At 71.2% G+C, this 25,735-nt stretch carries 17 protein-coding genes and 1 tRNA gene; 3 read left to right on the forward strand and 15 right to left on the reverse strand.

All coding sequences use genetic code 11. The features are described from left to right. Positions 1–209: 209 nt before the first annotated feature. From ACFZB3_RS26215 to ACFZB3_RS26225, 3 genes are all read right to left on the reverse strand, one after another. Positions 210–1,136 (reverse strand): DUF2637 domain-containing protein, encoded by a 927-nt coding sequence (locus ACFZB3_RS26215; RefSeq protein WP_391379113.1) that lies wholly within the window; start codon positions 1,134–1,136, stop codon positions 210–212. Positions 1,137–1,569: 433 nt separating this feature from the next. Continuing rightward, positions 1,570–2,883 (reverse strand): DUF3631 domain-containing protein, encoded by a 1,314-nt coding sequence (locus ACFZB3_RS26220; RefSeq protein WP_391379115.1) that lies wholly within the window; start codon positions 2,881–2,883, stop codon positions 1,570–1,572. Positions 2,884–3,113: 230 nt separating this feature from the next. Then, positions 3,114–3,344: a hypothetical protein gene (locus ACFZB3_RS26225; RefSeq protein WP_391379117.1), complete on the reverse strand. Its 231-nt coding sequence runs from the start codon at positions 3,342–3,344 to the stop codon at positions 3,114–3,116. 94 nt (positions 3,345–3,438) lie between these two features. Here ACFZB3_RS26225 and ACFZB3_RS26230 point away from each other — a divergent pair, with 94 nt between their 5' ends. Next, complete coding sequence (locus ACFZB3_RS26230) at positions 3,439–4,128, forward strand: helix-turn-helix domain-containing protein (RefSeq protein WP_391379119.1); 690 nt, start codon at positions 3,439–3,441, stop codon at positions 4,126–4,128. Beyond that, positions 4,125–5,774 (forward strand): tyrosine-type recombinase/integrase, encoded by a 1,650-nt coding sequence (locus ACFZB3_RS26235; protein WP_391379122.1) that lies wholly within the window; start codon positions 4,125–4,127, stop codon positions 5,772–5,774. The genes ACFZB3_RS26230 and ACFZB3_RS26235 overlap by 4 nt, the downstream gene beginning before the upstream one ends. A 128-nt stretch (positions 5,775–5,902) precedes the next feature. Here the strand turns inward: ACFZB3_RS26235 and ACFZB3_RS26240 are convergent. From ACFZB3_RS26240 to bldG, 11 genes are all read right to left on the reverse strand, one after another. Next, positions 5,903–5,976, reverse strand: a tRNA-Thr gene (locus ACFZB3_RS26240). Positions 5,977–6,082: 106 nt separating this feature from the next. Further along, positions 6,083–7,699 (reverse strand): alpha/beta fold hydrolase, encoded by a 1,617-nt coding sequence (locus ACFZB3_RS26245; RefSeq protein WP_391379124.1) that lies wholly within the window; start codon positions 7,697–7,699, stop codon positions 6,083–6,085. A 107-nt stretch (positions 7,700–7,806) separates the two neighbouring features. Further along, positions 7,807–9,012: a DNA polymerase III subunit delta' gene (locus ACFZB3_RS26250; RefSeq protein WP_391379126.1), complete on the reverse strand. Its 1,206-nt coding sequence runs from the start codon at positions 9,010–9,012 to the stop codon at positions 7,807–7,809. A gap of 210 nt (positions 9,013–9,222) precedes the next feature. Next, a complete protein-coding gene (gene tmk, locus ACFZB3_RS26255; protein ID WP_391379129.1) occupies positions 9,223–12,519 on the reverse strand; it encodes a dTMP kinase in 3,297 nt (1,098 codons plus the stop codon). A 247-nt stretch (positions 12,520–12,766) separates the two neighbouring features. After that, positions 12,767–15,619 (reverse strand): type I DNA topoisomerase, encoded by a 2,853-nt coding sequence (gene topA / locus ACFZB3_RS26260; protein ID WP_391379131.1) that lies wholly within the window; start codon positions 15,617–15,619, stop codon positions 12,767–12,769. A gap of 256 nt (positions 15,620–15,875) precedes the next feature. Further along, positions 15,876–16,073: a hypothetical protein gene (locus ACFZB3_RS26265; protein WP_362593087.1), complete on the reverse strand. Its 198-nt coding sequence runs from the start codon at positions 16,071–16,073 to the stop codon at positions 15,876–15,878. 263 nt (positions 16,074–16,336) lie between these two features. Then, positions 16,337–17,866: a methyltransferase gene (locus ACFZB3_RS26270; protein WP_391379134.1), complete on the reverse strand. Its 1,530-nt coding sequence runs from the start codon at positions 17,864–17,866 to the stop codon at positions 16,337–16,339. 146 nt (positions 17,867–18,012) lie between these two features. After that, positions 18,013–18,681, reverse strand: a complete 669-nt coding sequence (locus ACFZB3_RS26275) for a small secreted protein (protein ID WP_391379136.1) — start codon at positions 18,679–18,681, stop codon at positions 18,013–18,015. A 289-nt stretch (positions 18,682–18,970) separates the two neighbouring features. Continuing rightward, positions 18,971–21,382, reverse strand: a complete 2,412-nt coding sequence (locus tag ACFZB3_RS26280; RefSeq protein WP_391379138.1) for a sodium-translocating pyrophosphatase — start codon at positions 21,380–21,382, stop codon at positions 18,971–18,973. Positions 21,383–21,721: 339 nt separating this feature from the next. Beyond that, positions 21,722–22,156, reverse strand: coding sequence for an ATP-binding protein (locus ACFZB3_RS26285; protein WP_391379140.1), 435 nt, complete (start codon positions 22,154–22,156; stop codon positions 21,722–21,724). A gap of 251 nt (positions 22,157–22,407) precedes the next feature. Next, the gene (gene bldG, locus ACFZB3_RS26290; RefSeq protein ID WP_010986038.1) at positions 22,408–22,749 is read right to left on the reverse strand and encodes an anti-sigma factor antagonist BldG; all 342 of its coding nucleotides are present in this window, start codon (positions 22,747–22,749) and stop codon (positions 22,408–22,410) included. Between the two features lie 162 nt (positions 22,750–22,911). Between bldG and ACFZB3_RS26295 the strand changes: the two genes are divergently transcribed. After that, on the forward strand, positions 22,912–25,284 hold the full coding sequence (locus tag ACFZB3_RS26295) for a DEAD/DEAH box helicase (protein ID WP_391379142.1): 2,373 nt from the start codon (positions 22,912–22,914) through the stop codon (positions 25,282–25,284). A gap of 64 nt (positions 25,285–25,348) precedes the next feature. Here the strand turns inward: ACFZB3_RS26295 and ACFZB3_RS26300 are convergent, their stop codons facing one another. Continuing rightward, positions 25,349–25,642 carry an Rv3654c family TadE-like protein gene (locus tag ACFZB3_RS26300; RefSeq protein WP_391379787.1) on the reverse strand — a complete coding sequence of 98 codons (294 nt, stop codon included), beginning with the start codon at positions 25,640–25,642 and terminating at the stop codon, positions 25,349–25,351. Positions 25,643–25,735 lie beyond the last annotated feature (93 nt).

Below are 25,735 nucleotides of genomic sequence, written 5' to 3' on the forward strand. Positions count from 1 at the left end.
TCGTCGCCGGTGTGGTTGTGGAAGGGGTCGTGCGTCATGGCCAGTTCTCCAGAAGGGTGCGAGGAAAGCGCGCGGTGCAACGCGAACAGCAGACGGAGTTCGGACGGCCGCCACTTCATCCACAGGTGTGTACGACCGCGCCTTACGCGGAGCAGTGGCCGGCGGGCCGGGTGACCGGAAGGGTTCCGGTCACCCGGCAGCGGTTCCGGTCAGCCGTCGGCCTGATCAGTCTCGACGACGGCATCGGGTTCGGCCCGGAGGATGTCCATCACCTCGGTCAACCGCTTGCTGCCGACCGTCAACCCTTTGCCCTCAACCGCCGTTCGGACGACGGCACGGGTGAGCTTGTCCTGCTCAGCGGCGGCAGCCCGGCCGATCTCCACGAGCACCTCAAGTGGAGCGCCGGGCGGACGGCCACCGCGCAATTTGCCCGCTGCAGCGGAGGCAGGTGATTGCGGCGACTGGACGGATACGGCAACCGACGGCTCAACGGCCGAGCCGGGCTGAACCAGCGGGTCAGCACGCCGGACGGCCTCAGCCTGAGCCTCGCCGGACTGGTCGACGGTTATGTTCAACGGCTTGGCGAGGCGGACGGATGTGGTGGCTAGTGGTTCCGGCACCTGGGCGGAGCCCGGGGCCGAATGGTCCGCATCGTCCTGCGCGACGAGCTCGTGGATCTGCCGCATCAGCACACCGAAGGCCACCATCGCGGCGGCCGGGGGAACCGCAGCGACCACGTAGTCGAGCAACGGGACACTGTCGACTTCGCGAGTGCCGGTCACCCCGGCCACGTTGAGCCCGATGGAGCCGAATGATCCGATGGCGGTGACGCCGATGGCCCACATGTCGGTGACGCGGCGCAGGCCCGCGCGGAGCATGAGCAGCTCCCCCGCGACGATGAACGCGTCCAGCGTCGCGGGCCACGCCCATCGGCGGGTCGGCGAGTCGCGAAGTCCGTGCTGGGCGGCGACCTCGGCCAGGTGGGCGTAGGAGAGCCAGAACGCACCGGCGGTCAGAGCCACGATGACGATGCCGGCCGCGCGGAGCACGTACTGCTCCGCAGTCAGCTTCGTCTTCGCTGGTTCCTCCTGACCGGGCTGGTCGCCGCGCGACGAGAGGTCTCGGCGACGGGACATGAGAGGGATCCTCAAGCGGGGTACTCCTGGCGTAGTCGTGTGGTTCGTATTTGCCGTCTTGGCCGTTGCAAGCGCAGGTCACAGCAGGTACGGCAGCGATCTCGGTATTCCGTCTTGGCGGGTGCCATCGGCGTCTTCGCCTGGCCGCGAAGGGCTCAAGCGGTTGGTCGCGGCTGCGCTCGTCTCAGAGTTGTCGTGTCCCCGGTCGGGACGGGGGCGTTGCGCCTTCCGTCCCGGCGGACACCCCTGTGACCTGCGTCGATACGGCAAGGACGCCTAGGACGGCGCAAGACGGATACGGGTGGCGTCCTGGCGACAGGGCACAACTGCTGATCGCATTGCCGTCTTGCCCCCGGTTGCCGTCTTGCCTGTAGGCCCTTTGACCTGCGAGATCACGGCAGGGACGGCAAGTACGGCAAACCAGGGGCGGGGCTCAGCCCTCGCCGCGAGCGCGGCCTGGGTCGACGGGGTGGACGGCGGGGCAGTACCGGCGCCAGGCATCCAGGAACTTGTTGCGCATGTAGCCCTTGCGCTGCGTCCGGTCGGCCATCCGCACGTTGCCAGGCTGAATCTCGAACTCGCGGAGCAGCCTGCCCAGCTCACGCGCGGTCAGCCCGCCCCGCCCCCACTCCGCCCACGGAGCCTCCGCGTCCTGACGCAGGTGATGGAGGAGTTCCTCGGTGGACAGGCTGTCCACCTCCCGCTGGGCGTAGAAGACCCGGCGGATGTCGGCAAGGATCCGCGCCCCGCTCGGGTGGTCTTCCTCGGCCGCCACTTCAGCGGCGACCATCCGCGCACACGCGACGCGCGCCAGCCGGGGCCACTGCCCGCCTGCCAGGTCGGCGACGATGACCAGAGACTCCCAGGTGTCCGCGGCACGGTCCTCGACCGGCATGTCCGGCTCCAGGGTTGCAGCCTCGTCCAACAGCGGCCTGGCCCACGCGGCGATGCGGTCGCGCAGATCATGCAGGGCCGGGATGTCACGCCGCGACCGGAACGGTTTGACCTTCTCGCCCTCAGCCCGGCGCCGCATACGGATCACGACCGAACGGTCCATGACCGTGTCAGGCAGGTCACCGATCCCCGCGATGGCCGCCATAGCGAACGTCGCGAACCGGTGCGGGGCGTGGTCGTTGCCCACGACCCGGGTGACGTACCGGTTGCGCTGGTGGCCGGCGTTGAGCAGGCCGCGCATCTCCTCGTTCTTCTCGGCCATCTTCGGGGTGCCGAAGATGGTGTCCGCCTCGTCCACCAACAGCGTCGGCGGGTTCTCCTCGGTGATCGACCGGAAGATGGCCGCCGGTGTGGTGTTGATGGTGAGCATCGGTTCGTGGACCGTCTCGGTCAGCACGTCAAGGAGACGCGACTTGCCGCACCGCTTCGCCGGTCCCACCACCGCCAGGCGCGGGGCGTGCTGCCACGCGGGCTGCAGGTGCGTCGCCACCACCCACAAGGTGATCGCGTCGAGAGCCTCCTGCGAGGGCGGGATCACGAACTGGGCTATCTGCCCGCGCAGTTCCTCCAGCAGCTTCGAGCCGCGGGTCGGTTCCGCGTCGGATATCGCCTCCAGGCCGCTCGGCGTCTCCGCCTCGTCGGCGCTGCGGGCGTCCGTATCAACGCCGGGGCTTGGATCGGCGCCGTCGGCCTGCATGGCACACAGGTGGGCGCCGGGCTTTCCGGGTATGGCGGTGGTGGGCCAGGTTGCCTTGGCCGGGGTGGAATAGGGCTCGGGATTCTCAGGTTGCACTGGGCGGCTCCTCTGGCGGTGGCGGGCTTTCATGCCCTGTCCGCCGGGTCGGTTCGCATCGGATTGATGGGGAGTCATCGGGCCTCCGGCGTTGCACCGCCGGGGGCTCTCCCCCTTCTCGTGGGCGCTCAGGCGCCGCGAGGGAACACGGACAGTACGTCCACGCCCCGTCACAGTCCAGCGTTTCTGTGTCAGCTCTGCGCAGAATGGTCTGCTCCGGCTCCCCGCTCTCATGCGGCCAGGCCCAGCAGAGCCAACAGGTCCGCGGTCACCACCCGGTATGCGTTGCCCAGCCGCAGCACCTTGCAGGGGTACTGGCCGCGCTTCGCCAGCTCGTATCCCTTGCTCCGCCCGAGCCCCAGCGCCCGGTTGCCCGTCTCCAGGTCAACGGCAGCGGGAAGCTCTAGCAGCTCCTCTCGGCGCATGCCCTTCGCCAGACCGGCAGGTTCGTTCTCGCGCATACGCGCTCCATCCATGACTGAGCCCTCGGCGAACACGACGATCGCGCTCGTCTCCAGGCCATGGAATCAACGCTAGGCAAGTTAATGTGTCTTTATGACACAACGCCGTTCCGACCATGGATACGAGGAAGACACCGAGGTCGACGACCTCGAATGGGAGGACCACGTCATGGCCACCGTGGCCGGCGAGGTCCGCAGACGACGGAAGGAACTGGGGTGGAGCGCGCAGGATCTGGCCGACAGGTGCGAGGAGACCGGCTACCCGATCCCCCGCAACGTGATCGCCAACATGGAGTCCGGCCGCCGCGCCGTCCTCCCTCTGGTCGAGGTCATGATCCTTGCGAAGGCCCTGCGCATGTCCCCGATCAGCTTGATCTACCCCGTCGGCTACGTAGACGAGGTCCGCCAGCTCCCCTACGAAGACCCGCAACCGGCGTGGGACGCCGTGCAGTGGTTCACCGGCGACTCCCCGGCTGAAGATGCCACCGACTACATGCTCGACCACTTCGTGGCCCACGACCTCGAAGTCCGCTCGGCCCTGGCCGCCGTGGAGAGCGAGGACTACGAGCGCTGGAAGGTCAAGACCGCCCACAACCGCGTCCAGCGGGAAGCGGCCGAGCGCGCCTTGGCCCGGTACTCCGACCAGGCCATCAACGCCAAGCACGAACTGCGCCGCCACCGCGACGCCATCCGCGAAGCCGGCGGCACCCCACCCCACCTGCCCCCGCAGCTCGACGACATCGATCCACCAGATGCCGACACCACCGAGGAGAATGATTTTTGAAGGGCTCCACGTACCGCCGCTGTTCCTGCCGCGACCCGAAGACCGGCAAGGAACTCGGCACGGCCTGCCCCAAGCGCAACAGCAGGAACCACTGCACCTACTCCGTACGCCAGGAGCTGCCGCCCCGCGAGGACGGCAGTCGCAGGTCCTTCGCCCGTGGCGGCTACGACAGCCGCAAGGCTGCCCAGGCCGACCTCGACCACGTTCGCGCCCTCCTGGGACTGACCGAGTCGGAAGACCCCGAGGGCACGGAGCTGATCGCCGTCATGCTGGCGGAAGTCAGCCGTGAGAAGGCTCCTCTGCCCGACGTCGAGGAGACGAGGCGGCGCCTCAACGCCGGCCAGGACCTCATCGGCAGCCTGACCGTGAGTGAGTGGCTCGACCGGTGGCTGGCGGGCAAGCGCATACGGAAGTCCGGCCTGAACCGCTACGAAACCGATGTCCGCGTGCACTTGAAGCCTCGCATCGGGCACCGGCGCCTCGACCGCCTCCGCGTCAGCCACCTAAGCGAGATGTTCACAGACATCCGCGACGCCAACGCTCAGATCCTGGAGGACAACGCCCAACGGCGAGCAGCCATCGATGAGTTGGCGGCAGTGCCGTGGAAGGGCGTGGAGAACCGCGCCCACCGCAAGGCCATGAAGGCAGCGATCGACGAGATGCCGCCCTTCCGCCGCATCACTGGCCCCGCCACACGCCTGCACGTCAAAGCCACGCTCCGCGCGTCCCTGAACGACGCGATCGGACAGCAGATCCTCACGTTCAACCCGGCCGCCCACGTCGAGATCGACCCCGTACGCAAGCCGAAAGCCCTGGTGTGGACGGACGAGCGGGTCGCCAAATGGGAGCAGACGGGCGAGAAGCCGTCGCCCGTGATGGTCTGGACGCCCCAACAAACCGGCGCCTTTCTGGACTTCGTCGCTGAGGACCGGCTATACGCGATGTGGCACCTGATCGCGTTCCGTGGCCTGCGTCGCGGTGAAGCATGCGGACAACCATGGTCGGAGACGAACCTCGACGCCCACTCCCTCACCGTCTCCTCCCAACTCGTGCAGGACGGCTGGGAAGTCGAGGCATCCGACCCCAAGACCGACAGCGGCTACCGGGTGGTCGCGCTCGATGACGACACCGTCAACGTCCTCAAGCGGCACCGAGAACGGCAGGACTCGGACCGCGACGAGTGGGGCCCAGCTTGGGTCGAGACCGGCCACGTCTTCACCCAGGAAGACGGCTCCTGGCTCCACCCCGGCAAGGTGACCGACCTGTTCGAGCGGCTCGTCGCCGCCTCCGGCCTCCCGCCGATCCGGCTGCACGATCTGCGCCACGGCGCGGCCACCCTCATGCTGGCCGCCGACATCGACATCAAGGTCGTGTCGGACACTCTTGGACACAGCGACACCCGCATCACGCGGGACATCTACCAGAGCGTCCTGCCTGAGGTCGGCAAGAGCGCCGCCGAGGCCACCGCCAAGCTGGTCCCCCTTCAGCGCAGGGCCGAGGAAGAGAAGGCCGCCCGCAATGCCGCGAAGGCCGCCAAGAAGGCCAAGGCCAAGAAGACAGGCAAGCGCAACGGCAAGGCGAAGGACGGAGCGAAAGCTCAGGCCAGGGCCGGGAAGAAGGCCAAGCGGAAGAAGCCCAAGAAGTAGGGCACCGGACCGCTCCGCTCACGCATCGCTCACGCAAGCCATCCCACGGCACCCCGGCCGTGTGACGCGTCACGCCCCGAGCAACACAAAAGGCCAGGTCACGGGTTATGTGACCTGGCCTTTGCAGGAGCCGCTTTCGGGATTCGAACCCGAGACCTACGCATTACGAGTGCGTTGCTCTGGCCATCTGAGCTAAAGCGGCGCGTCGCCCGCACTATGGTGCGATCAGCGACGTCGGTAAGTCTACACAGTTTCCGGGGTGCTCCGTACCCGCCCCGGAGCCGAGGGTCCGGGGCGGGCCGCAGGGGCTATGAGCAGCGCTTTCCCTCCGCCGGCGGGGTGCCGTCGAGGAGGTAGGTGTCGATCGCGGAGTCGATGCAGGTGCTGCCCCGGCCGTAGGCCGTGTGGCCGTCGCCGACGTAGGTGAGGAGGCGGCCCGAGGAGAGCTGGCCGGCCAGGGACTGGGCCCAGGGGTAGGGGGTCGCGGGGTCACGGGTGGTGCCGACCACGACGATGGGGGCGGCGCCCTTCGCCGCGATCCGGTGCGGCTCGCCGGTGGCCCGCACCGGCCAGTACGCGCAGTTCAGCGACGCCCACGCCAGGTTCGGGCCGAACACCGGGGACGCCTTCTCGAACTCGGGCAGCGCCTTCTCGACCTCCTCGGGGCTGGTGAAGGCGGGCGGCAGGTCCAGGCAGTTCACCGCGGCGTTGGCGAACATCAGGTTCGAGTAGCGGCCGTCGGAGTCCCGCTCGTAGTAGCTGTCGGAGAGGGCGAGCAGACCCGCGCCGTCGTTGTCCTTCATCGCCGTGTGCAGGGCGTCGCGCAGCTGCTCCCACTCCGCCTGGTCGTACATCGCCGCGATCACGCCGGTCGTCGCGAGGGACTCGGTCAGCTTCCGGCCGTCCGGGTCGCCGGTCGGGACGGGGTGCGCGTCCACCTTCTTGAAGAACGTCGCGAGGTTGTCGGCGATCTGCGTCGGCGTGCTGCCCTTGGCGCCGAGCGGGCAGTCGCTGCGCTTCGCGCAGTCCCTGGCGAAGGACTGGAACGCCGTCTCGAACCCCGCCGTCTGCTGGAGGTTCAGGTCACGCGCGGACAGGGACGGGTTCATCGCGCCGTCCAGGACCATCCGGCCGACCCGTTCCGGGAACAGGCCGGCGTAGGTCGCGCCGAGGAAGGTGCCGTACGACGCCCCCACGTAGTTCAGTTTCCGGTCGCCGAGCACCGCCCGCAGGATGTCCATGTCCCGCGCCGAGTCGACGGTGGAGACATGGCGCAGCAGCTGGGCCGAATGCTTCCCGCAGGCCTCCGCGAACGTCTTGAACTCGCTGACCAGGCGGTCCGTCTCCTGCTGGTCGTCGGGGGTCATGTCGGTCTCGGTGAACGTGTCCATCTGCGGCCCGTCCAGGCACTCGACGGGCTCGCTGCGGGCGACTCCGCGCGGGTCCACGGCGACCATGTCGTAGCGCGCCCGCACCTCGGCGGGGTAGCCGATGCCCGCGTACTGCTGGAGGTAGTCCACCGCCGAGCCGCCTGGCCCGCCCGGGTTGACCAGCAGCGATCCGAGCGGCTTCGCCTTGCCGGTGGCCTTCTTGCGGGCGACCGCCAGCCGGACGTCGCCCGCGCCGGGCTCGGCGTAGTCCAGCGGCGCCTTCATCGTCGCGCACTGGAAACCGGGGACGCCGCAGTCGCGCCAGGTGAGCTTCTGGTCGTAGTACGGCGCCAGCGCGGACGGCGTCGAGCGGGGCAGCGCGGCCAGCTGGGCGGTGCCGGCCGACGAGGACTCCGACGTCGCCGTCGACGCGCTCCCGGCGGAGGAGCACGCGGAGGCGAGGAGGGCGGCGGCCGAGAGCAGGGCGGCCGCCATGGTCCGGGTGCGGGCCCGGGGTCGAATTCGGGTCTGGCGGGGGATTCGCCTGATGTGCATCAATCGAGCGTAACGCCGAGAAATGATCTCCGTGCCGTGCGTGATGACTGTGGCTCGTACGGGTGACCCTGGTCAACGCCGTGCCGCCCACGGCGCCGGCGCCGCCGTCAGCCCGCTCTGAGCGCCATCGTCATCGCCTCCACCGCCAGCAGCGGCGCCACATTGCGGTCGAGGGCCTCCCGGCAGGCGGCGATCGCCTCGATCCGGCGCAGCGTGGCCTCGGGCGAGCCGGCCCGGGCGAGCCGCTCCAGGGAGTCCTCGGCGTCCGCGTTGGCGATCGCGACCCTGGAGCCCAGCTGGAGCGCGAGGACGTCGCGGTAGAAGCCGGTGAGGTCGGTGAGGGCGACGTCGAGGCTGTCGCGCTGGGTTCTGGTGCGGCGGCGCTTCTGCATGTCCTCCAGGTCCTTCATCACGCCCGCCGTACCCCGCGGCAGGCGGCCGCCCTCGGCCGCGCCGAGCGCCGCCTTCAGCTCCTCGGTCTCCTTGCCGTCCATCTCCTCGGCAAGCTGCTTGGCGTCCTCCGCCGCCGCGTCCACCAGCTCCTGCGCGGCCTTCAGGCAGGCGCCGATCTCGTCCAGCCGCAACGGCAGCTTCAGCACGGCCGCGCGGCGCTCGCGGGCGGCCGGGTCGGTGGCCAGCCGACGGGCCCGGTCGACGTGCCCCTGGGTGGCGCGGGCCGCGGCCGCGGCGGCCTGGGGCTCGACGCCCTCGCGCCGGACGAGCATGTCGGCGACCGCGTCCACCGAGGGCGTGCGCAGGTTCAGGTGGCGGCAGCGGGAGCGGATCGTGGGCAGCACGTCCTCCAGCGAGGGCGCGCACAGCAGCCAGACCGTGCGGGGGGCGGGCTCCTCGACGGCCTTGAGGACGGCGTTGGCCGACTTCTCGTTCAGCCGCTCGGCGTCCTCGACCAGGATGATCTGCCAGCGGCCGGTCGCCGGGGCCGTGTACGACTTGCGGACCGTGTCGCGCATGTCCTTGACCAGGATCTCGGCGCCGACGGCGGCGACCGTGGTGACATCCGCGTGGGTGCCGACCAGCGCGGTGTGACAGCCGTCGCAGAAACCGCAGCCGGGGGCGCCGCCCAGGGCGCGGTCGGGGCTCACGCACTGGAGGGCGGCGGCGAAGGCCCGCGCCGTCTGGTTGCGGCCGGCGCCGGGCGGGCCGGTGAACAGCCAGGCGTGCGTCATCTTCGACGACTCCGGCAGCGGCCCGCCGGTCGCGGCGGCGGTGACGAGGGCGTCGGCGTCCCGGGCGGCGGCGGTGAGCACCTCGCTCACCCGCTCCTGCCCGACGAGGTCGTCCCACACGGTCATGGGTCACGCCGCCCTTTCGTCATACGTACCGTCGTACATGCCGTCGTACATGCCGGTCGCATGTACCGGTTCGAGGATCCGGGCCCATCGGTCTGCGCGGGCCGAAGTCCGCCGGGTTCGTGGTCCGGCCTCCATTGTGCGGGTGCCCACTGACAACGGGGGCGGTGCCGGTCGGCATACCCGACCCGCATCGCCCCCGCGTCAGAACCCTCAGCCGCGCCGACCGCGACCCCGGCGGCCCTGCTCGTCGTCGTACTCCGACTCGTCGTACGACCCCAGCAGTTCGTCCGCCAGCGACGGCAGGTCGTCCAGCGGGGTCTCCTCGGCCCAGTCGGGCCGGGGGCGCCTACGCGGGGCCGGGCCCTCGGCGTCGACCTGCGGCAGCTCACGAGTGCTGCCCTCGGAACCGTCGGGGTTCCCGCCCGCCCGCTCGTCCCGGAAGAAACCGGACGGCATCCGGTCCGCCGGGGCGTCGGTGGGAGCGGCGGCCTCGTCGCGCACGGGAGGCAGTACGGCGGTCTCGTCGGCCGCACCGGACGGCACCGGCGGCAGCACAGCCGTCTCGTCGGCCGCGCCCACCGCGGGCAGCACCGCCGTCTCGTCCGCCGCTCCCGGCGTCACAGGCGCCAGCACCGCCGTCTCCTCGGCCGCCCCCGCGGGCCGCACCGGCGGCTGCGGCAGCTCCGCCGTCACCTCGGCGTCCGACTCCCGGGCCGCGGGCGTCCGCTCGTCCCGCTCGTCCCGCACCGGGCGCAGCATCTTCGTCTCGTCGTCCCGGGCCTCCGGCTCGGCCCGCCCGGCCTCCGGCCTCACCACGGGCGTCGGCACGGTCATCGCCTCCGGTGTGACGCCGGGTGCCGTCGGCGGCCGTACGGCGGACTGCTGCGCGGCCACGTCGGCCGCTGCCGCCGCCTCCGCCGCGGCGCGCCGCGCCTGCTCGGCCTTGAGCAGGGCCTCCTCGGCCTTGCGCTGCTTCTCCAGGCGCCGTTCCTCGGCCTCGGCACGCAGCCGGGCCTCCTCCTCGGCCTGCTTGCGGCGCTGTTCCTCCTCGGCCTTGCGGCGGGCCTCGGCCTCCGCGCGGGCCTTCTCCTCGGCGAGCAGCCGGGCCTGCTCCTCCTCGGCCCGCTTGCGCGCCTCCTCGGCCCGCAGCCGGGCCTCCTCCGCCTGCCGTTCGGCCTCGCGGCGCTGCGCCTCCTCCAGCTCGCGGCGCTTGCGCTCCTCCTCCTCGGCGCGGAGCTTGGCGAGCTGCTCCTGGCGCTCGCGCTCCAGGCGCTCCTCCTCGGCCTTGCGCGCGGCCTCTTCCTCGGCCCTGCGGCGGGCCTCCTCCTCGGCCTTCCGGCGCGCCTCCTCGGCGGCCTTGATCTCGGCCTCGGACAGCGGCAGCACGGTGTCGAGCCGGGCCCGGATGACGGTGCTGACGGCCTCGGGCTCCTGGCCGGCGTCGACCACGAGGTAGCGGCCGGGGTCGGAGGCGGCGAGGGTGAGGAATCCGGCCCGCACGCGCGCGTGGAACTCGGCGGGCTCGGACTCCAGCCGGTCGGGCGCCTCGGTGAACCGCTCGCGGGCGGTCTCGGGAGCCACGTCCAGCAGGACGGTCAGGTGCGGGACGAGTCCGGCGGTGGCCCAGCGGTTAATGCGGGCGACCTCGGTCGGGGACAGGTCGCGGCCGGCGCCCTGGTAGGCGACGGAGGAGTCGATGTACCGGTCGGAGATGACGACCGCGCCGCGCTCCAGGGCGGGCCGGACGACGGTGTCGACGTGCTCCGCGCGGTCGGCGGCGTAGAGCAGGGCCTCCGCGCGGTGCGAGAGACCGGCGGACGAGACGTCGAGCAGGATCGAGCGCAGCCGTTTGCCGACGGGGGTGGCGCCGGGCTCGCGGGTGAGGACGACCTCGTGGCCCTTGGCGCGGATCCACTCGGCGAGGGCCTCGGCCTGGGTGGACTTGCCGGCGCCGTCGCCGCCCTCCAGGGCGATGAAGAAACCGTTGGCCGTGGGTGCCTGCGCCGGGTCGTCGCCGCCGAGCAGCGCGTCCCGCAGGTCGTGGCGGAGCGGTACGCCCGCGCGGTCGTCGACCTTGGCGAGCACCAGTGCGGCCACCGGCAGCAGCAGCGCGCCGACCAGCATCAGCGTGAACGCGGCGCCGCCGTGCGCGAACACGAACTTGCCGTTCTCCAGGCGGTGCGGGCCGATCAGCGCGGCCACCAGGGGGGCGACCAGCGCGCCGAGCGCTATGGCGACCCGGACCACCGCGTGCAGGTGCTCGGTGGTCCGCGGCCGGCGGGAGTCCTCGGTCTCCTGGTCGAGCAGGGTGTGCCCGGTGTTGGCGGCCACGCCCGCGCCGATGCCGGCCAGCGTGACGATCAGCAGCACCGTGGTGACGTCGGGTACCAGGCCCGCGGCGAGCAGCGCGATGCCGGTGAAGGCGATCGCCAGGGACAGCAGACGGCGGCGGGAGAGCGTCGGGAGCAGCGAGGGCGCCGTACGGATGCCGGCGGCGACGCCACCGGTCAGGGCGAGCACCAGCAGGCCGTACAGCACCGGGCCGCCGCCCAGGTCCTTGGCGTGCAGCACGGAGACGGCGACGGCGGCGGAGACCGCCCCGGCGACCGCGGCGCAGGCCAGCACCAGGAGCGGGATGGCGCCGGTGCGGCCGGTGTCGGTGCCGGCGGCGGTCTTGGGGCGGCGCAGGCCCTCCAGCGGCGACCGCGGGCGCGGGGTGCGGGTGCCGGGCACCTCCAGGTAGACCAGCACCGAGAGGGAGGCGGCGAACAGGCCCGCCGCCACGTACGACGCCAGGGCCGCCTGGTGCTGGGCGAACCAGGCGATGCCCGTGCCCAGCAGGTTGTTGACCAGCGAGGCGGCGACCAGGGCGGCGGCCGCGAGCGGGACCGCCAGGAACGTGGTCCGCAGCGAGAGGCGGCGCAGGGCGTCCAGGTGGTCCGGCAGCGGTCGTACCGTCGCGCCCTCCGGGGGCGGCGCGGGCAGCAGCGCGGGGGCCGCGCCCTCCCGGCAGACGGTCCAGAAGCGCTCGGCGATGCCGGTGACGAAGGCCGTCACCAGGACGAGCGTCAGGGCGTTCGCCGGGGTCCAGTCGATCCACAGGGGCGCGATGATCAGCAGGACCGTGCGCAGGCCGTCGGCCCCGACCATGGTCCAGCGGCGGTCGAGCGGGCCGTCCTGCGCGGTCAGCGTGGTGAGCGGGCCCAGCAGGACCGCGCCGAAGAGCAGGGTGGCGAGAATCCGCACCCCGAAGACGACCGTCACCGCGAGCGCGGCACCGCGGTAGCCGCCGCCGAAGGAAACCTGGGCGACGGCTGCCTGGAGCGTGAGCACGACAAGCACCAACAGCGCGAGGCTGTCGCCGATCCCGCTCACGAGCTGGGCGCTCCACAACCGCCTCAGTTCGGGTCGGCGCAGCAGCGACCGGACGGCGCGCTCGCGGGAATCCGCTACCAGCGCGTCGTCCGGATCTGTCTGGGGGGCCGTTGGCTGCTCGGCTCGCGTCATGCTTTCAGCCTATCGGCAGCCACGGACAGCCCGCCGCGACCGTCCACAGGTACGCACGCCCCGACACCAAGTTGATGCCGGGGCGTGCACAATGCGAAGCCGATGTGAGGGCCCGAGGGCGCCTCGGCCGCCCCAGGACGGCCGACCCGCTCCCCGCCGACCGCCGCGGAGACGACCGGCCGAGGTTCCCGGCGGCCGTCCCGAAGCCGATCGGCCGAGTCGCGCGACCGTCCCGAGGTCGACCGGCTCAGTCCTCCGCGGCCGCCTTGGCGGCCGTCGTCTTCTTCGCGGCCGCCGTCGTCTTGGCGGGTGCCTTCTTCGCGGCTGTCGTCGTCTTCTTCGCGGCGGTCTTCTTGGCCGCCGTCTTCTTCGCCGGCGCGGCCTTCTTGGCGGCCGCGGTCTTCTTCGCGGGCGCCTTCTTCGCCGTCTTCTTGGCCGGCGCCTTGGCCCGCTTCTCGGCGAGCAGCTCGTAGCCGCGCTCCGGGGTGATCTCCTCGACGCTGTCGCCGGAGCGCAGGGTCGCGTTGGTCTCCCCGTCGGTGACGTACGGCCCGAAGCGGCCGTCCTTCACCACCACCGGCTTCTCGCTGACCGGGTCGGTGCCCAGCTCCTTCAGCGGCGGCTTGGCGGCGGCCCGGCCGCGCTGCTTGGGCTGCGCGTAGATCTGCAGCGCCTCTTCGAGGGTGATTGTGAAGAGCTGGTCCTCGGAGGTGAGCGAGCGCGAGTCCGTGCCCTTCTTCAGGTACGGCCCGTAGCGCCCGTTCTGCGCGGTGATCTCCTGGCCCTCGGCGTCGGCGCCGACGACCCGCGGCAGCGACATCAGCTTCAGCGCGTCGGCCAGCGTGACCGTGTCCAGGGACATGGTCTTGAAGAGCGAGGCCGTGCGCGGCTTGACCGCGTTCTTGCCGGTCTTCGGGGTGCCCTCGGGGAGCACCTCGGTGACGTACGGGCCGTAGCGGCCGTCGCGGGCGATGATCTGGTGGCCGCTCTCCGGGTCGGCGCCCAGCTCGAAGTCGCCGCTCGGCTTGGCGAGCAGTTCCTCCGCGAGCTCGACGGAGAGCTCGTCGGGGGCCAGGTCCTCCGGCACGTCCGCGCGCTGGTGGCCCTCGGAGTCCTTCTCGCCGCGCTCGATGTACGGGCCGTAGCGGCCGACCCGCAGCACGATGTCGTTGCCCACCGGGAACGACGACACCTCGCGCGCGTCGATCGCGCCCAGGTCGGTCACCAGCTCCTTGAGGCCGCCGAGGTGGTCCCCGTCGCCGTTGCCGGCGTCGGCCGCGCCGCCGGGGGCCGTGTCCTCGCCGCCCTCGCCGAAGTAGAAGCGCTTCAGCCACGGCACGGCCTGGGCCTGACCGGCGGCGATGCGGTCGAGGTCGTCCTCCATCCGGGCGGTGAAGTCGTAGTCGACCAGCCGGCCGAAGTGCTTCTCCAGGAGGTTGACCACGGCGAAGCTCAGGAAGGAGGGCACCAGGGCCGTCCCCTTCTTGAACACGTATCCCCGGTCGAGGATCGTGCCGATGATCGACGCGTACGTCGACGGGCGGCCGATCTCGCGCTCTTCGAGCTCCTTGACCAGCGAGGCCTCGGTGTAGCGGGCCGGGGGCTTGGTGGCGTGCCCGTCGACCGTGATCTCCTCGGCGGACAGCGGGTCGCCCTCGGCCACCTGCGGCAGCCGGCGCTCGCGGTCGTCCAGCTCGGCGTTCGGGTCGTCGGCGCCCTCGACGTAGGCCTTGAGGAAGCCGTGGAAGGTGATCGTCTTGCCGGAGGCGCTGAACTCGACGTCCCGGCCGTCGGCGGCGGTGCCGGCGATCTTCACGGTGACGCTGTTGCCGGTCGCGTCCTTCATCTGGGAGGCGACGGTCCGCTTCCAGATCAGCTCGTAGAGCTTGAACTGGTCGCCGGTGAGGCCGGTCTCCGCGGGGGTGCGGAAACGGTCACCCGAGGGGCGGATCGCCTCGTGCGCCTCCTGCGCGTTCTTGACCTTCGCGGCGTACGTCCGCGGCTGGGCCGGCAGGTAGTCGGCGCCGTACAGCTGCGTGACCTGGGCGCGAGCGGCCGTGATGGCGGTGTCGCTCAGCGTCGTGGAGTCCGTACGCATGTACGTGATGTAGCCGTTCTCGTACAGCTTCTGGGCCACCTGCATGGTGGCCTTCGCGCCGAAGCCGAGCTTGCGCGAGGCCTCCTGCTGGAGGGTCGTCGTACGGAACGGGGCGTAGGGCGAGCGGCGGTACGGCTTGGACTCGACCGAGCGGACCGAGAACCGGGTGTTCTCCAGGGCGGCGGCGAGCGCGCGGGCGTTCGCCTCGTCGAGGTGGAGGGTGTTCGCGCTCTTGAGCTGCCCGAGCGAGTCGAAGTCGCGGCCCTGGGCGACGCGCTTGCCGTCGACGGCCTGCAGGCGGGCGACCAGGGACGACGGGTCCGACGGGTCGCCGGCCCGGCCGGTCCCGAAGGTGCCCGTCAGGTCCCAGTACTCGGCGGACCGGAACGCGATGCGCTCGCGCTCCCGCTCCACCACGAGCCGGGTCGCCACGGACTGGACACGGCCGGCCGACAGGCGCGGCATGACCTTCTTCCACAGGACCGGCGAGACCTCGTAGCCGTAGAGGCGGTCGAGGATGCGGCGGGTCTCCTGGGCGTCGACGAGCTTCTGGTTGAGCTGGCGCGGGTTGGCGACGGCGGCCCGGATCGCGTCCTTGGTGATCTCGTGGAAGACCATCCGCTTGACGGGGATCTTCGGCTTGAGGACTTCCTGGAGGTGCCAGGCGATGGCCTCGCCCTCGCGGTCCTCATCGGTGGCGAGGAAGAGCTCGTCGGAATCCTTCAGCAGGTCCTTGAGCTTCTTGACCTGCGCCCGCTTGTCGGCGTTGATCACGTAGATGGGCTGGAAGTCGTGCTCGACGTCCACGCCGAGGCGCCGGACCTCGCCGGTGTACTGCTCGGGCACCTCCGCGGCGCCGTTGGGAAGGTCACGGATGTGCCCGACGCTCGCTTCGACGACGTATCCGGGGCCCAGATAGCCCTTGATCGTCTTCGCCTTGGCAGGGGACTCGACGATGACGAGTCGGCGGCCGCCCTGTGCGGTCTCGCTGGTCGGGGACAACTTCGCTCTTCTCTCCGGTCGACGCTGGGGCCTCCCCAGGCCTTGCTCCCGGGGTCGTGGCACGGGCAGGGATTGCCCGCTCACTTGGTGACGCTGCGGAGTGTGACGGTACATCCCGCCCCCGTGTCAAACGGGAAAAGCCCACAACGGCCACTCGAACGGTAACCCGACTACCGCCATTCCTGCCGCCCGGAGTCTCCGGTCGCCTCCCGGCCCCTGTCCGGAGCGTGATGCTCCGATTACCGGCAGGGCACCTTCAGAGGCGGGTCAGGCAGTACGCCCCGAGGCCCAGCGCGATCACCGCGGCGAGGCTCGCGAGGGTCGCCGATGCGACCTGACTCACACCCTGGGCGACGGGTTCGCCACGCCGGAGCCGGATGCCGGTCCACACCAGCAGCGCACCTCCGAACAGGGCGAACACCGCCCCCGCGAAGATCGCCGGTCCGCTCTCCATGGCCCGCGCGCCCCTTCCCTGCCGCCCGTGACTGCCCAGCGCCCGGAGACTGGCACGGACGGGCGGCGGGCGGGAGACCGACGGGCGAAATCGAGGTGAACGGGCAGCCGCGACCCACTCGAACATCAGATCGACGGACTAGCCGTCAGTGAGCCGCCGAACGTTCCGGCCACATTTTTCCGGCCTTTTTCTTTTTCCGGCGTGTCTTACGGAGGCTTCCCGTGGACCCTCGCACGGATCCACAGGGCACGTCTTCCGGTCCGTCAGACCGCCGGCTCCAGGAACCCCTGCTCCACCAGCAGCCGGATCTGCGCGGGCGTGCGGTCCCGCAGCAACACCGGATCCTCGCCCGTCAGTTGCGCGATGGCGTCGAGAATCCGCCCCGCGCTCAGCGTGCCGTCGCACACCCCTGCGAACCCGGCACCCACCGTGTCCACCTTGGTCGCGCGGCGCATCCCGCGGTGCTGGCGCAGCACCACGTGCTCCGGGTCCTCGGCGCCGGGCAGCCCGACCTGCTCCTGGACCACCTCGACGGCGAGCCTGAAGTGGCCCTCCAGGAGATCCGCGTCGTCATGGTCCCGGAGGTAGTCGAGGCGGTCGAAGTGCGCGCGGATCGCCTCGCCGAGCGGCTGTTCGATCGGATGCGGCCACTCCTCGACGGTGACCGAAGGCACGGCGGCGCCCGTCTTCCGCAGCGTGATCCAGCCGAATCCCACCCCCTTCACCTTGCGCGCCTCGAACTCGTCGAGCCACGCGTCGTACCGCGCCTGGTACTCCGCCGGGTCCCCGCGGTGGTCGCCGGAGTCCCGGAGCCACAGCTCGGCGTACTGGTTGACGTCCTGCACCTCGCGCTGCACGACCCACGCGTCGCAGCCGCGCGGCACCCACGACCTGACCCTGTCCTGCCAGTCCTCCCCCGCGACGTGCTGCCAGTTGGCGAGGAACTGCGCGAACCCGCCCTCGTTCAGCCGCTCCCCGGCCTGTTGAACGAGCGAGCGGCACAGATCGTCCCCGCTCATCCCGCCGTCCCGGTACGTCAGCCGGGCTCCCGGAGAGATCACGAACGGCGGGTTGGACACGATCAGGTCGTACGTCTCCCCCTCCTTGACCGGCTCGAACAGCGAGCCCTCGCGCAGGTCGGCCGCCGGTGCGCCGGAAAGCGCCAGCGTGAGCGCCGTGATGTGCAGGGCGCGCGGGTTGAGGTCGGTCGCCGTCACGCGCGTGGCGTGCTGGGCGGCGTGCAGCGCCTGGATCCCGGAGCCGGTGCCGAGGTCGAGGGCGGCGGCGACGGGCGTGCGGACGGTGATGCCGGCCAGGGTGGTGGACGCGCCGCCGACCCCGAGGACGACTCCCTCGTGCCGCTGGCCGATGCCGCCCGCGCCGCCGACGGCACACCCGAGGTCGGAGACGATGAACCAGTCCTCGCCGTCGGGCCCGCCGTACGGCCGTACGTCCACGGTGGCCGCGACCTCGTCACCTCCCACACGGGTCAGCCAGCCGCTGTCCAGGAGGTCGTCGACGGGCAGGACGCCGGCCACGCGCGCGTGCGGCACGGGCTGCTGGAGGAGGAACAGCCGGACGAGCGTCTCCAGAGGCGTGTCCCCGCGGGTCGCCCGCAGCGCGGGCACCGTCTCGCTGCGGGCCAGCGCCGCGTACGCGGGCGCGCCGAGCAGGTCGAGCAGGCCGTCGGCGGTGAAGGAGGAGCCCAGCAGGGCGGTGCGCAGCCGGGCGGCGGCGTCGGGGCGGTCGGAGGCGGGCAGGGTGGCGAGGCCGGAGTCAGTCACGCCGTCCATTGTGGCCCGCGGCCACGCCCGACCACGGGCTCAGCGCACGGCGGCACACGGCCGCACGCGGCCGCGGACGGCCGCGCGTCGTGCGGGCCCCGCCGAGCGCACCGCTCCGGGCGCCGGCCTCCGGCCCCCGAGGGCCGGTCCCCGCCTCAGCCCGCGGTCGACGTGGCCGAGGACGAAGCCGACGACGAGGGGGCGGACGACGACGGAGCCGACGTCCCGGTCGAGGTCGTGGCGGAGACCTTCTTGCAGCTGGCCTGTTCGGCGATCGCGTCCTTGACCTCGCCCTGCTCCAGGGCGTTCAGGGCCGCGGTTCCGCTCTTGCTCTGCGTCTCCAGCTGTGTCGTCTGGGAGGCGATGTCCTGCAGACCGGAGGCGAACTTCGCCTGGTCCTTGGTGTCGAGCGCGTCGACCTTCTTCTTCAGGTCGGCGTAGGACGCGGAGAGGCTGTTGAGGGTCGTGACGACGTTCTGCTGGCGCTTGGCGCCGTCTTCCACCCCGGGGGGCGCGCCGGCGCTGCTGATGGCCGCGGCGAGCGCCTTGTAGCCGTCGGACATGTCCTGGAAGGCCTGGGAGTCGGTCTTCTTGATGGTCGCGGCCGAACTCGTCGTGTCCGAGGCCGTCGTGGAGATCGCCTCGTTCGCCGCCTTGATCTTCGCGTCCTGCGCCGGCACCGCGTCGCACACGGTCTTGGCCCAGGCGATCAGCTTCGGGTCGGTGCCCTTGTTGCTGCTGCACCCGGACAGCGCCACTACCAGTACCGCACCGCCGGACAGTGCGGCCGCGAGCTTCTTGTTCACCGGATCGGTCCCTTCCATGGCTCTCGGCCCCCGGAATCTACACGGCGGACGGACAGCACCCTCATGGAAGCACCCATTAAATATGCTTTTGGGTAAATTTGCTCCAAGAGAGAGAAGGCTCACGACGAGACGACGCGCACATTCAGGCCCCGAGCACACTCCGGCACGCTCCGGCACACGAAGGGCGGCAAGCGCCCCGGCGTACGACGGCACACGAAACGGGCGGACGGCGTGTCAGCACGCGCCGTCCGCCCGCTCGTTGACCGGTCCCCTCTCGCGAGGGCCCCGGTGGGCGTCGTAAGACCGCCTACGAAACCACCGCGGGATCGGCCGACTTGGCCACCCGTTCGGCGCTGTCCTCGTCGTCGCCGACGGCGATACCGCGCCGCTTGGAGACGTACACCGCGCCGACGATCACGGCCAGCGCGAGGACCGCGACCAGGATCCGGACGCCGATGCTCTTGTCATGTCCGTAGGAGAACTTGATCACCGCGGGCGCGATGAGCAGGGAGACCAGGTTCATGACCTTGAGCAGCGGGTTGATCGCGGGACCCGCGGTGTCCTTGAAGGGGTCGCCGACCGTGTCGCCGATGACCGTGGCGGCGTGGGCCTCACTGCCCTTGCCGCCGTGGTGGCCGTCCTCGACGAGTTTCTTGGCGTTGTCCCAGGCACCACCGGAGTTGGCCAGGAAGACGGCCATCAGGGTGCCCGCGCCGATCGCGCCCGCGAGGTAGGAACCGAGGGCGCCGACACCGAGGGTGAACCCGATGAAGATGGGCGCCATCACGGCGAGCAGTCCCGGCGTGGCCAGCTCGCGCAGAGCGTCCTTGGTGCAGATGTCGACGACCTTGCCGTACTCGGGCTGCTCCGTGTAGTCCATGATCCCGGGGTGCTCGCGGAACTGCCGCCGCACCTCGTAGACCACCGAACCCGCCGACCTCGACACCGCGTTGATGGCGAGTCCGGAGAAGAGGAACACGACCGCCGCGCCGGCGATGAGGCCGACGAGGTTGTTGGGCTGCGAGATGTCCATGGACAGGGTCAACGGGGAGCCCGCACCGCTGAGTTTCGCGCCCACGTCCTGCACGTTCGTGGTGATCGCGTCCCGGTACGACCCGAAGAGCGCCGACGCCGCGAGGACGGCGGTGGCGATGGCGATGCCCTTGGTGATGGCCTTGGTGGTGTTGCCGACGGCGTCCAGGTTGGTGAGCACCTGCGCGCCCGCGCCCTCGACGTCGCCGGACATCTCGGCGATGCCCTGGGCGTTGTCGGAGACCGGCCCGAAGGTGTCCATGGCGACGATCACGCCGACCGTGGTGAGCAGGCCGGTGCCGGCCAGCGCCACCGCGAACAGCGCGAGCATGATCGACGTACCGCCGAGCAGGAACGCCCCGTAGACGCCGAGGCCGATCAGCAGCGCGGTGTAGACGGCCGATTCCAGACCGACCGAGATACCGGCGAGGACGACGGTGGCCGGGCCGGTCAGCGAGGTCTTGCCGATGTCCATGACCGGACGCCGGTTGGTCTCGGTGAAGTAGCCGGTCAGCTGCTGGATGACGGCCGCGAGCAGGATGCCGATGGCGACCGCGACGAGCGCGAGGATCCGCGGGTCGCCGTCCTTGGCCCGGATGGCCGCGTCGGAGATTCCGTCGAGGTCGGAGTACTTGCCGGGGAGATAGACGAAGACCGCGATCGCGACCAGCACCAGCGAGATCACCGCGGAGATGAAGAAGCCGCGGTTGATGGCGCTCATGCCGCTGCGGTCGCTGCGGCGCGGCGCCACCGCGAAGATGCCGACCATCGCGGTGAGCACGCCGATCGCCGGCACCAGGAGCGGGAAGGCCAGTCCGGAGTCGCCGAACGCCGCCTTGCCGAGGATCAGCGCGGCGACCAGGGTCACGGCGTACGACTCGAAGAGGTCGGCCGCCATGCCCGCGCAGTCGCCGACGTTGTCGCCCACGTTGTCGGCGATGGTCGCGGCATTGCGCGGGTCGTCCTCCGGAATGCCCTGTTCGACCTTTCCGACCAGGTCGGCGCCGACGTCGGCGGCCTTGGTGAAGATGCCGCCGCCGACCCGCATGAACATGGCGATGAGGGCGGCACCGAGGCCGAATCCTTCGAGCACCTTCGGCGCGTCGGCCGCGTACACCAGCACCACACAGGAGGCGCCGAGCAGGCCGAGCCCCACCGTGAACATGCCGACGACGCCGCCCGTGCGGAAAGCGATCTTCATGGCCTTGTGCGAGACGGCGGTGAGATCCTTTTCCGGTTCGCCCGCCGCCGGAGTGGCTTCCCGGGCCGCCGCGGCGACGCGCACATTGCTGCGCACGGCGAGCCACATGCCGATATAACCGGTGGTCGCCGAGAAGGCCGCGCCGATCAGGAAGAAGATCGACCGGCCGGCGCGCTGATTCCAGTCGTCCGCGGGCAGCAGCAGGAGCAGGAAGAACACCACGACGGCGAATACGCCGAGAGTGCGCAACTGCCGGCCCAGATAGGCGTTGGCGCCTTCCTGGACCGCCGCCGCGATCTTCTTCATGCTGTCGGTGCCCTCGCCCGCCGCGAGCACCTGGCGTACCAGGATCCAGGCGACCACGAGCGCGGCCAGCGCCACGGCGGCGATGACCGCCACCAGGACCCGGTTGTCGTCGGTCAGGACCGCGGCTGCGAGGGTTGTGGGGTGGTGGCCCAACTGATGAGGGGTAGAAAGCCCCGCCATTCGTCCTCCTTGACGCTTGGGCTGAGCTCAAGATGTGGACGGATTCTAGGTACCCGCGAGTGATCTAAACAGGGGACGGTAAACGGAATTGGCCTTCTTGTGCTCTTCAGCAAATGATCGAGGTCACGCCGGAGGACCCGAAAGCGGTAATGCCCTAAAAGCATTGACGACGGCGTTTACTTGATCGAATTATCGCCCGATTGATCGTGAATGAATTCACTAAACACATCGCACGAGATCACTGTACGACCGGCCGCAGGTGGCACAGCCGCCGGGACTCGCGGACATGCCGAAGGGCCCCACTCGGTGGGGCCCTTCGTTACCCGGTCAGGGTGACTCTCAGGTGAGCGCGACCCCGGGCGGGGTCGTCGGCCAGGTCATGCGGATCAGCCCGCCGTGCTCCCCGGCCGTGACCTCCACGTCGTCCACGAGGCCGCTGATGACCGCGAGGCCCATCTCGTCCTCCTCGGCCTCCACGTCCGCGTCCGCCGCGCCACCGGAGACCCGGTCGCCGGGAACGGAACGGGGTGCCTCGTCGCCGACCTCGATGGAGAACTGTTTCTCCTCTTCGATCAGCGCCACCCGCACCGGCTCGGTGATGCCGGCGGCCTGGTGCAGACCCACGGCACGGGAACAGGCCTCGCCGACGGCCAGCCGGACCTCGTCCAGGACGGCCTCGTCCACTCCGGCCCTGCGAGCCACCGCCGCCGCCACCAGTCGGGCGGTGCGGACGTGCTCGGGCAGCGCGCTGAAGCGGAGTTCAACGGTGGCCATACGTCCCCCTCGGAACTACGGGCGTGCGGTGGGGGGCCGGGCCGCCGAAGAACCCGGAACCCCCCGATGAATTGCGTCCGCCCGCGGGCAGTGCGGCCCGTGCGCGGCTGGCGGCACGGACACGCGGGCCCGAACGGGCGGGGATGGCACGGGCGTCCGTACGGCGCGCATGGCGCGCACGAGCCCGTGCCGAGGGCCGGCCGGACGGCACGGACCGATCGGCGGTCCGGGGTACGTCGGCCGGCCCGGGGTCAGTCGGTGGCCGCCACCGCTTCCTCGACCGAGGTGTGGATCGGGAACACCTTGGTGAGGCCGGTGATACGGAAGATCTTCAGAATGCGCTCCTGGTTGCAGACCAGGCGCAGCGAGCCCTCATGGGCACGCACCCGCTTCAGGCCGCCGACCAGCACGCCGAGCCCGGTGGAGTCGAGGAAGTCCACGCCCTCCATGTCGACGACGAGGTGGAAATTCCCGTCGTTCACCAGCTCGACCAGCTGCTCGCGCAGCTTGGGCGCGGTATATACGTCGATTTCGCCACCGACCTCGACGACCGTACGATCGCCGACTGTACGGGTCGACAGGGACAGGTCCACGGATCCTCCAGCACCTTGCTATCGAGCGGTCGCCCCTCGGGACACCTCGGCTTGCGGCCCCCGGGACGGTTCGCCAGCCGCGATGGCATTCAATCACTTACGGCAGGCGTGCACGACGCCTTGGCCCCATTGTCCGTCACGCCAGTGACACACTCGGTCCCGATGGCCATAAATCACCGATCCGATCGACAGCCGGTTCCGGCCGTGTCCGGGTTCTCTCCGGGCACGGTCCTGGACCGGCTCGCCTCCGGGCCGAGCCGGGCTTCGCGCATCACTCATACGGAGCACTTGCCCCCGCGCGCGGGTCGGCATGCCGTCTGGCCTGACCGGATTCGTTCGGAGGTCGTCGCGGCCGTCCAGGAGTGCGGCATCGAACATCCCTGGGAGCACCAGGCGCTGGCCGCCGAGCACGCCCTGGACGGCGACTCGGTCGTGGTCGCCACCGGCACCGCCTCCGGAAAGTCCCTGGCCTACCTCGTACCGGTGCTGTCCACCCTCCTGGACGGCTCCGAGGCCGCCAACGGCCGCGGCGCCACCGCCCTCTACCTGGCGCCCACCAAGGCGCTGGCGGCCGACCAGTGCCGAGCTGTGAAGGAACTTTCACAACCGCTGGGAAACTCGGTCCGCCCCGCGGTCTACGACGGCGACACCCCGTACGAGGAGCGGGAGTGGATCCGCCAGTACGCCAACTACGTGCTCACCAACCCCGACATGCTGCACCGCGGGATCCTCCCCGGGCACGCCCGTTGGTCCTCCTTCCTGAAGTCGCTGAAGTACGTCGTCGTCGACGAGTGCCACACCTACCGGGGCGTCTTCGGCTCGCACGTCGCCCAGGTGCTGCGCCGGCTACGCCGCCTGTGCGCCCGCTACGGCGCCTCCCCGGTCTTCCTGCTGGCCTCCGCGACCGCCGCCGAGCCGGCCGTGGCCGCCGGGCGGCTGACCGGCCTGCCGGTCGTGGAGATCGCCGACGACGCCTCCCCGCGCGGCGAGCTGGTCTTCGCCCTCTGGGAGCCGCCGCTGACCGAGCTGCACGGCGAGAAGGGCGCCCCGGTCCGCCGTACCGCCACCGCCGAGACCGCCGACCTGCTGACCGACCTCGCCGTGCAGGGCGTGCGCTCGGTCGCCTTCGTGCGCTCCAGACGCGGCGCGGAACTGATCGCCGTCATCACCCAGGAACGGCTGGCCGAGGTGGACCGTTCCCTCGCCCGGCGTGTCGCGGCCTACCGCGGCGGCTACCTCCCCGAGGAGCGGCGCGCCCTGGAACGCGCGCTGCACTCCGGGGAACTCCTCGGGCTTGCCGCCACGACGGCCCTGGAGCTGGGCGTGGACGTCTCCGGGCTGGACGCCGTACTGATCGCCGGGTACCCCGGTACGAGGGCCTCTGTGTGGCAGCAGGCGGGTCGCGCGGGCCGGGCCGGGCAGGGCGCCCTCGCGGTCCTGGTCGCCCGCGACGACCCGCTGGACACCTTCCTCGTCCATCATCCCGAGGCCCTGTTCGACCAACCGGTTGAATCCACCGTCCTCGACCCCGACAACCCGTACGTCCTCGCCCCGCACCTGTGCGCCGCCGCGGCCGAGATCCCGCTCACCGACGACGACCTCGACCTCTTCGGCCCCGCCTGCAAGGAGCTGCTGCCGCAGCTGGAGGCCGCGAAGCTGCTGCGCCGCCGGACCAAAGCCTGGCACTGGACCCGCCGGGAGCGGGCCGCCGAGCTGACCGACATCCGCGGCGAGGGCGGCCGCCCGGTGCAGGTCGTCGAGGCGGGCACGGGGCGCCTGCTCGGCACGGTGGACGCGAGCGCCGCGCACTCCACGGTCCACGAGGGCGCCGTCCACCTGCACCAGGGCCGCACCTACCTGGTGCGCTCCCTCGACCTGGAGGACTCGGTGGCCCTGGTCGAGCAGGCCGAACCGCCGTACTCCACGGTCGCCCGCGACACCACGGCCATCTCCGTCCTGGAGACCGACACCGAGATCCCCTGGGGCGACGGCCGGCTCTGCTACGGCTCCGTCGAGGTCACCAACCAGGTGGTCTCCTACCTGCGCCGCCGGCTGATCACCGGCGAGGTCCTGGGCGAGACGAAACTCGACCTCCCTCCTCGTACCCTGCGCACCCGCGCGGTGTGGTGGACCGTCACCGAGGACCAGCTCGACGAGGCCCGGATCAACCCGGAGATCCTCGGCGGCGCCCTGCACGCCGCCGAACACGCCTCCATCGGCCTGCTCCCGCTCTTCGCCACCTGCGACCGCTGGGACATCGGTGGCGTGTCGATACCGCTGCACCCCGACACGCTCCTGCCGACCGTCTTCGTCTACGACGGCCACCCCGGCGGCGCGGGCTTCGCGGAACGCGCCTTCCACACGGCCCACACGTGGCTGACAGCGACCCGGGAGGCGATCGCCGCGTGCGAGTGCGACGCCGGGTGCCCGTCCTGCATCCAGTCCCCCAAGTGCGGGAACGGGAACGAGCCGTTGCACAAGCGGGGGGCGGTGCGACTCCTCACGGTGCTGCTGAGGGGGGCGCCGACGGGGTAGGCGTTCGGCTGCGGGCCGGTGGGGGCTGGTCGCGCAGTTCCCCGCGCCCCTTCGGGGCGCGTTGTCAGGGGCGCGTTGCGACAGGGCCGGCTCTGGCCCGGACCTCTGCCGTGAACGGCCCGCCGCCCGAGGCCGCCAGGACATCCGAGACGTCACCGACGATCACACACCGCGTCAGCCGCGTGTCCTGAGCCCGTGCCACGCGGTCCGCCAGGGCGCAGGCCGCTGCCGTGCCCTCGGCCCAGTGGTCCGCCGCGGCGAGGGCGGCCATGTCGGCGCCACCCGCCGCCCGATGCCGGACGACCACGGCCTGCCCCAGCCCCAGCACGACCCCGAACACCACGCACAGCACGGCAATCGCTCCGACGCTCCAGACGGTGGCTGAGCCTTGATCACGAGCCCCGCTGCAACGCGCCCCGAAGGGGCGCGGGGAACTGCGCGACCAGCCCCC

It is taken from the genome of Streptomyces sp. NPDC008092, assembly GCF_042957285.1.
Lineage (GTDB): Bacteria > Actinomycetota > Actinomycetes > Streptomycetales > Streptomycetaceae > Streptomyces.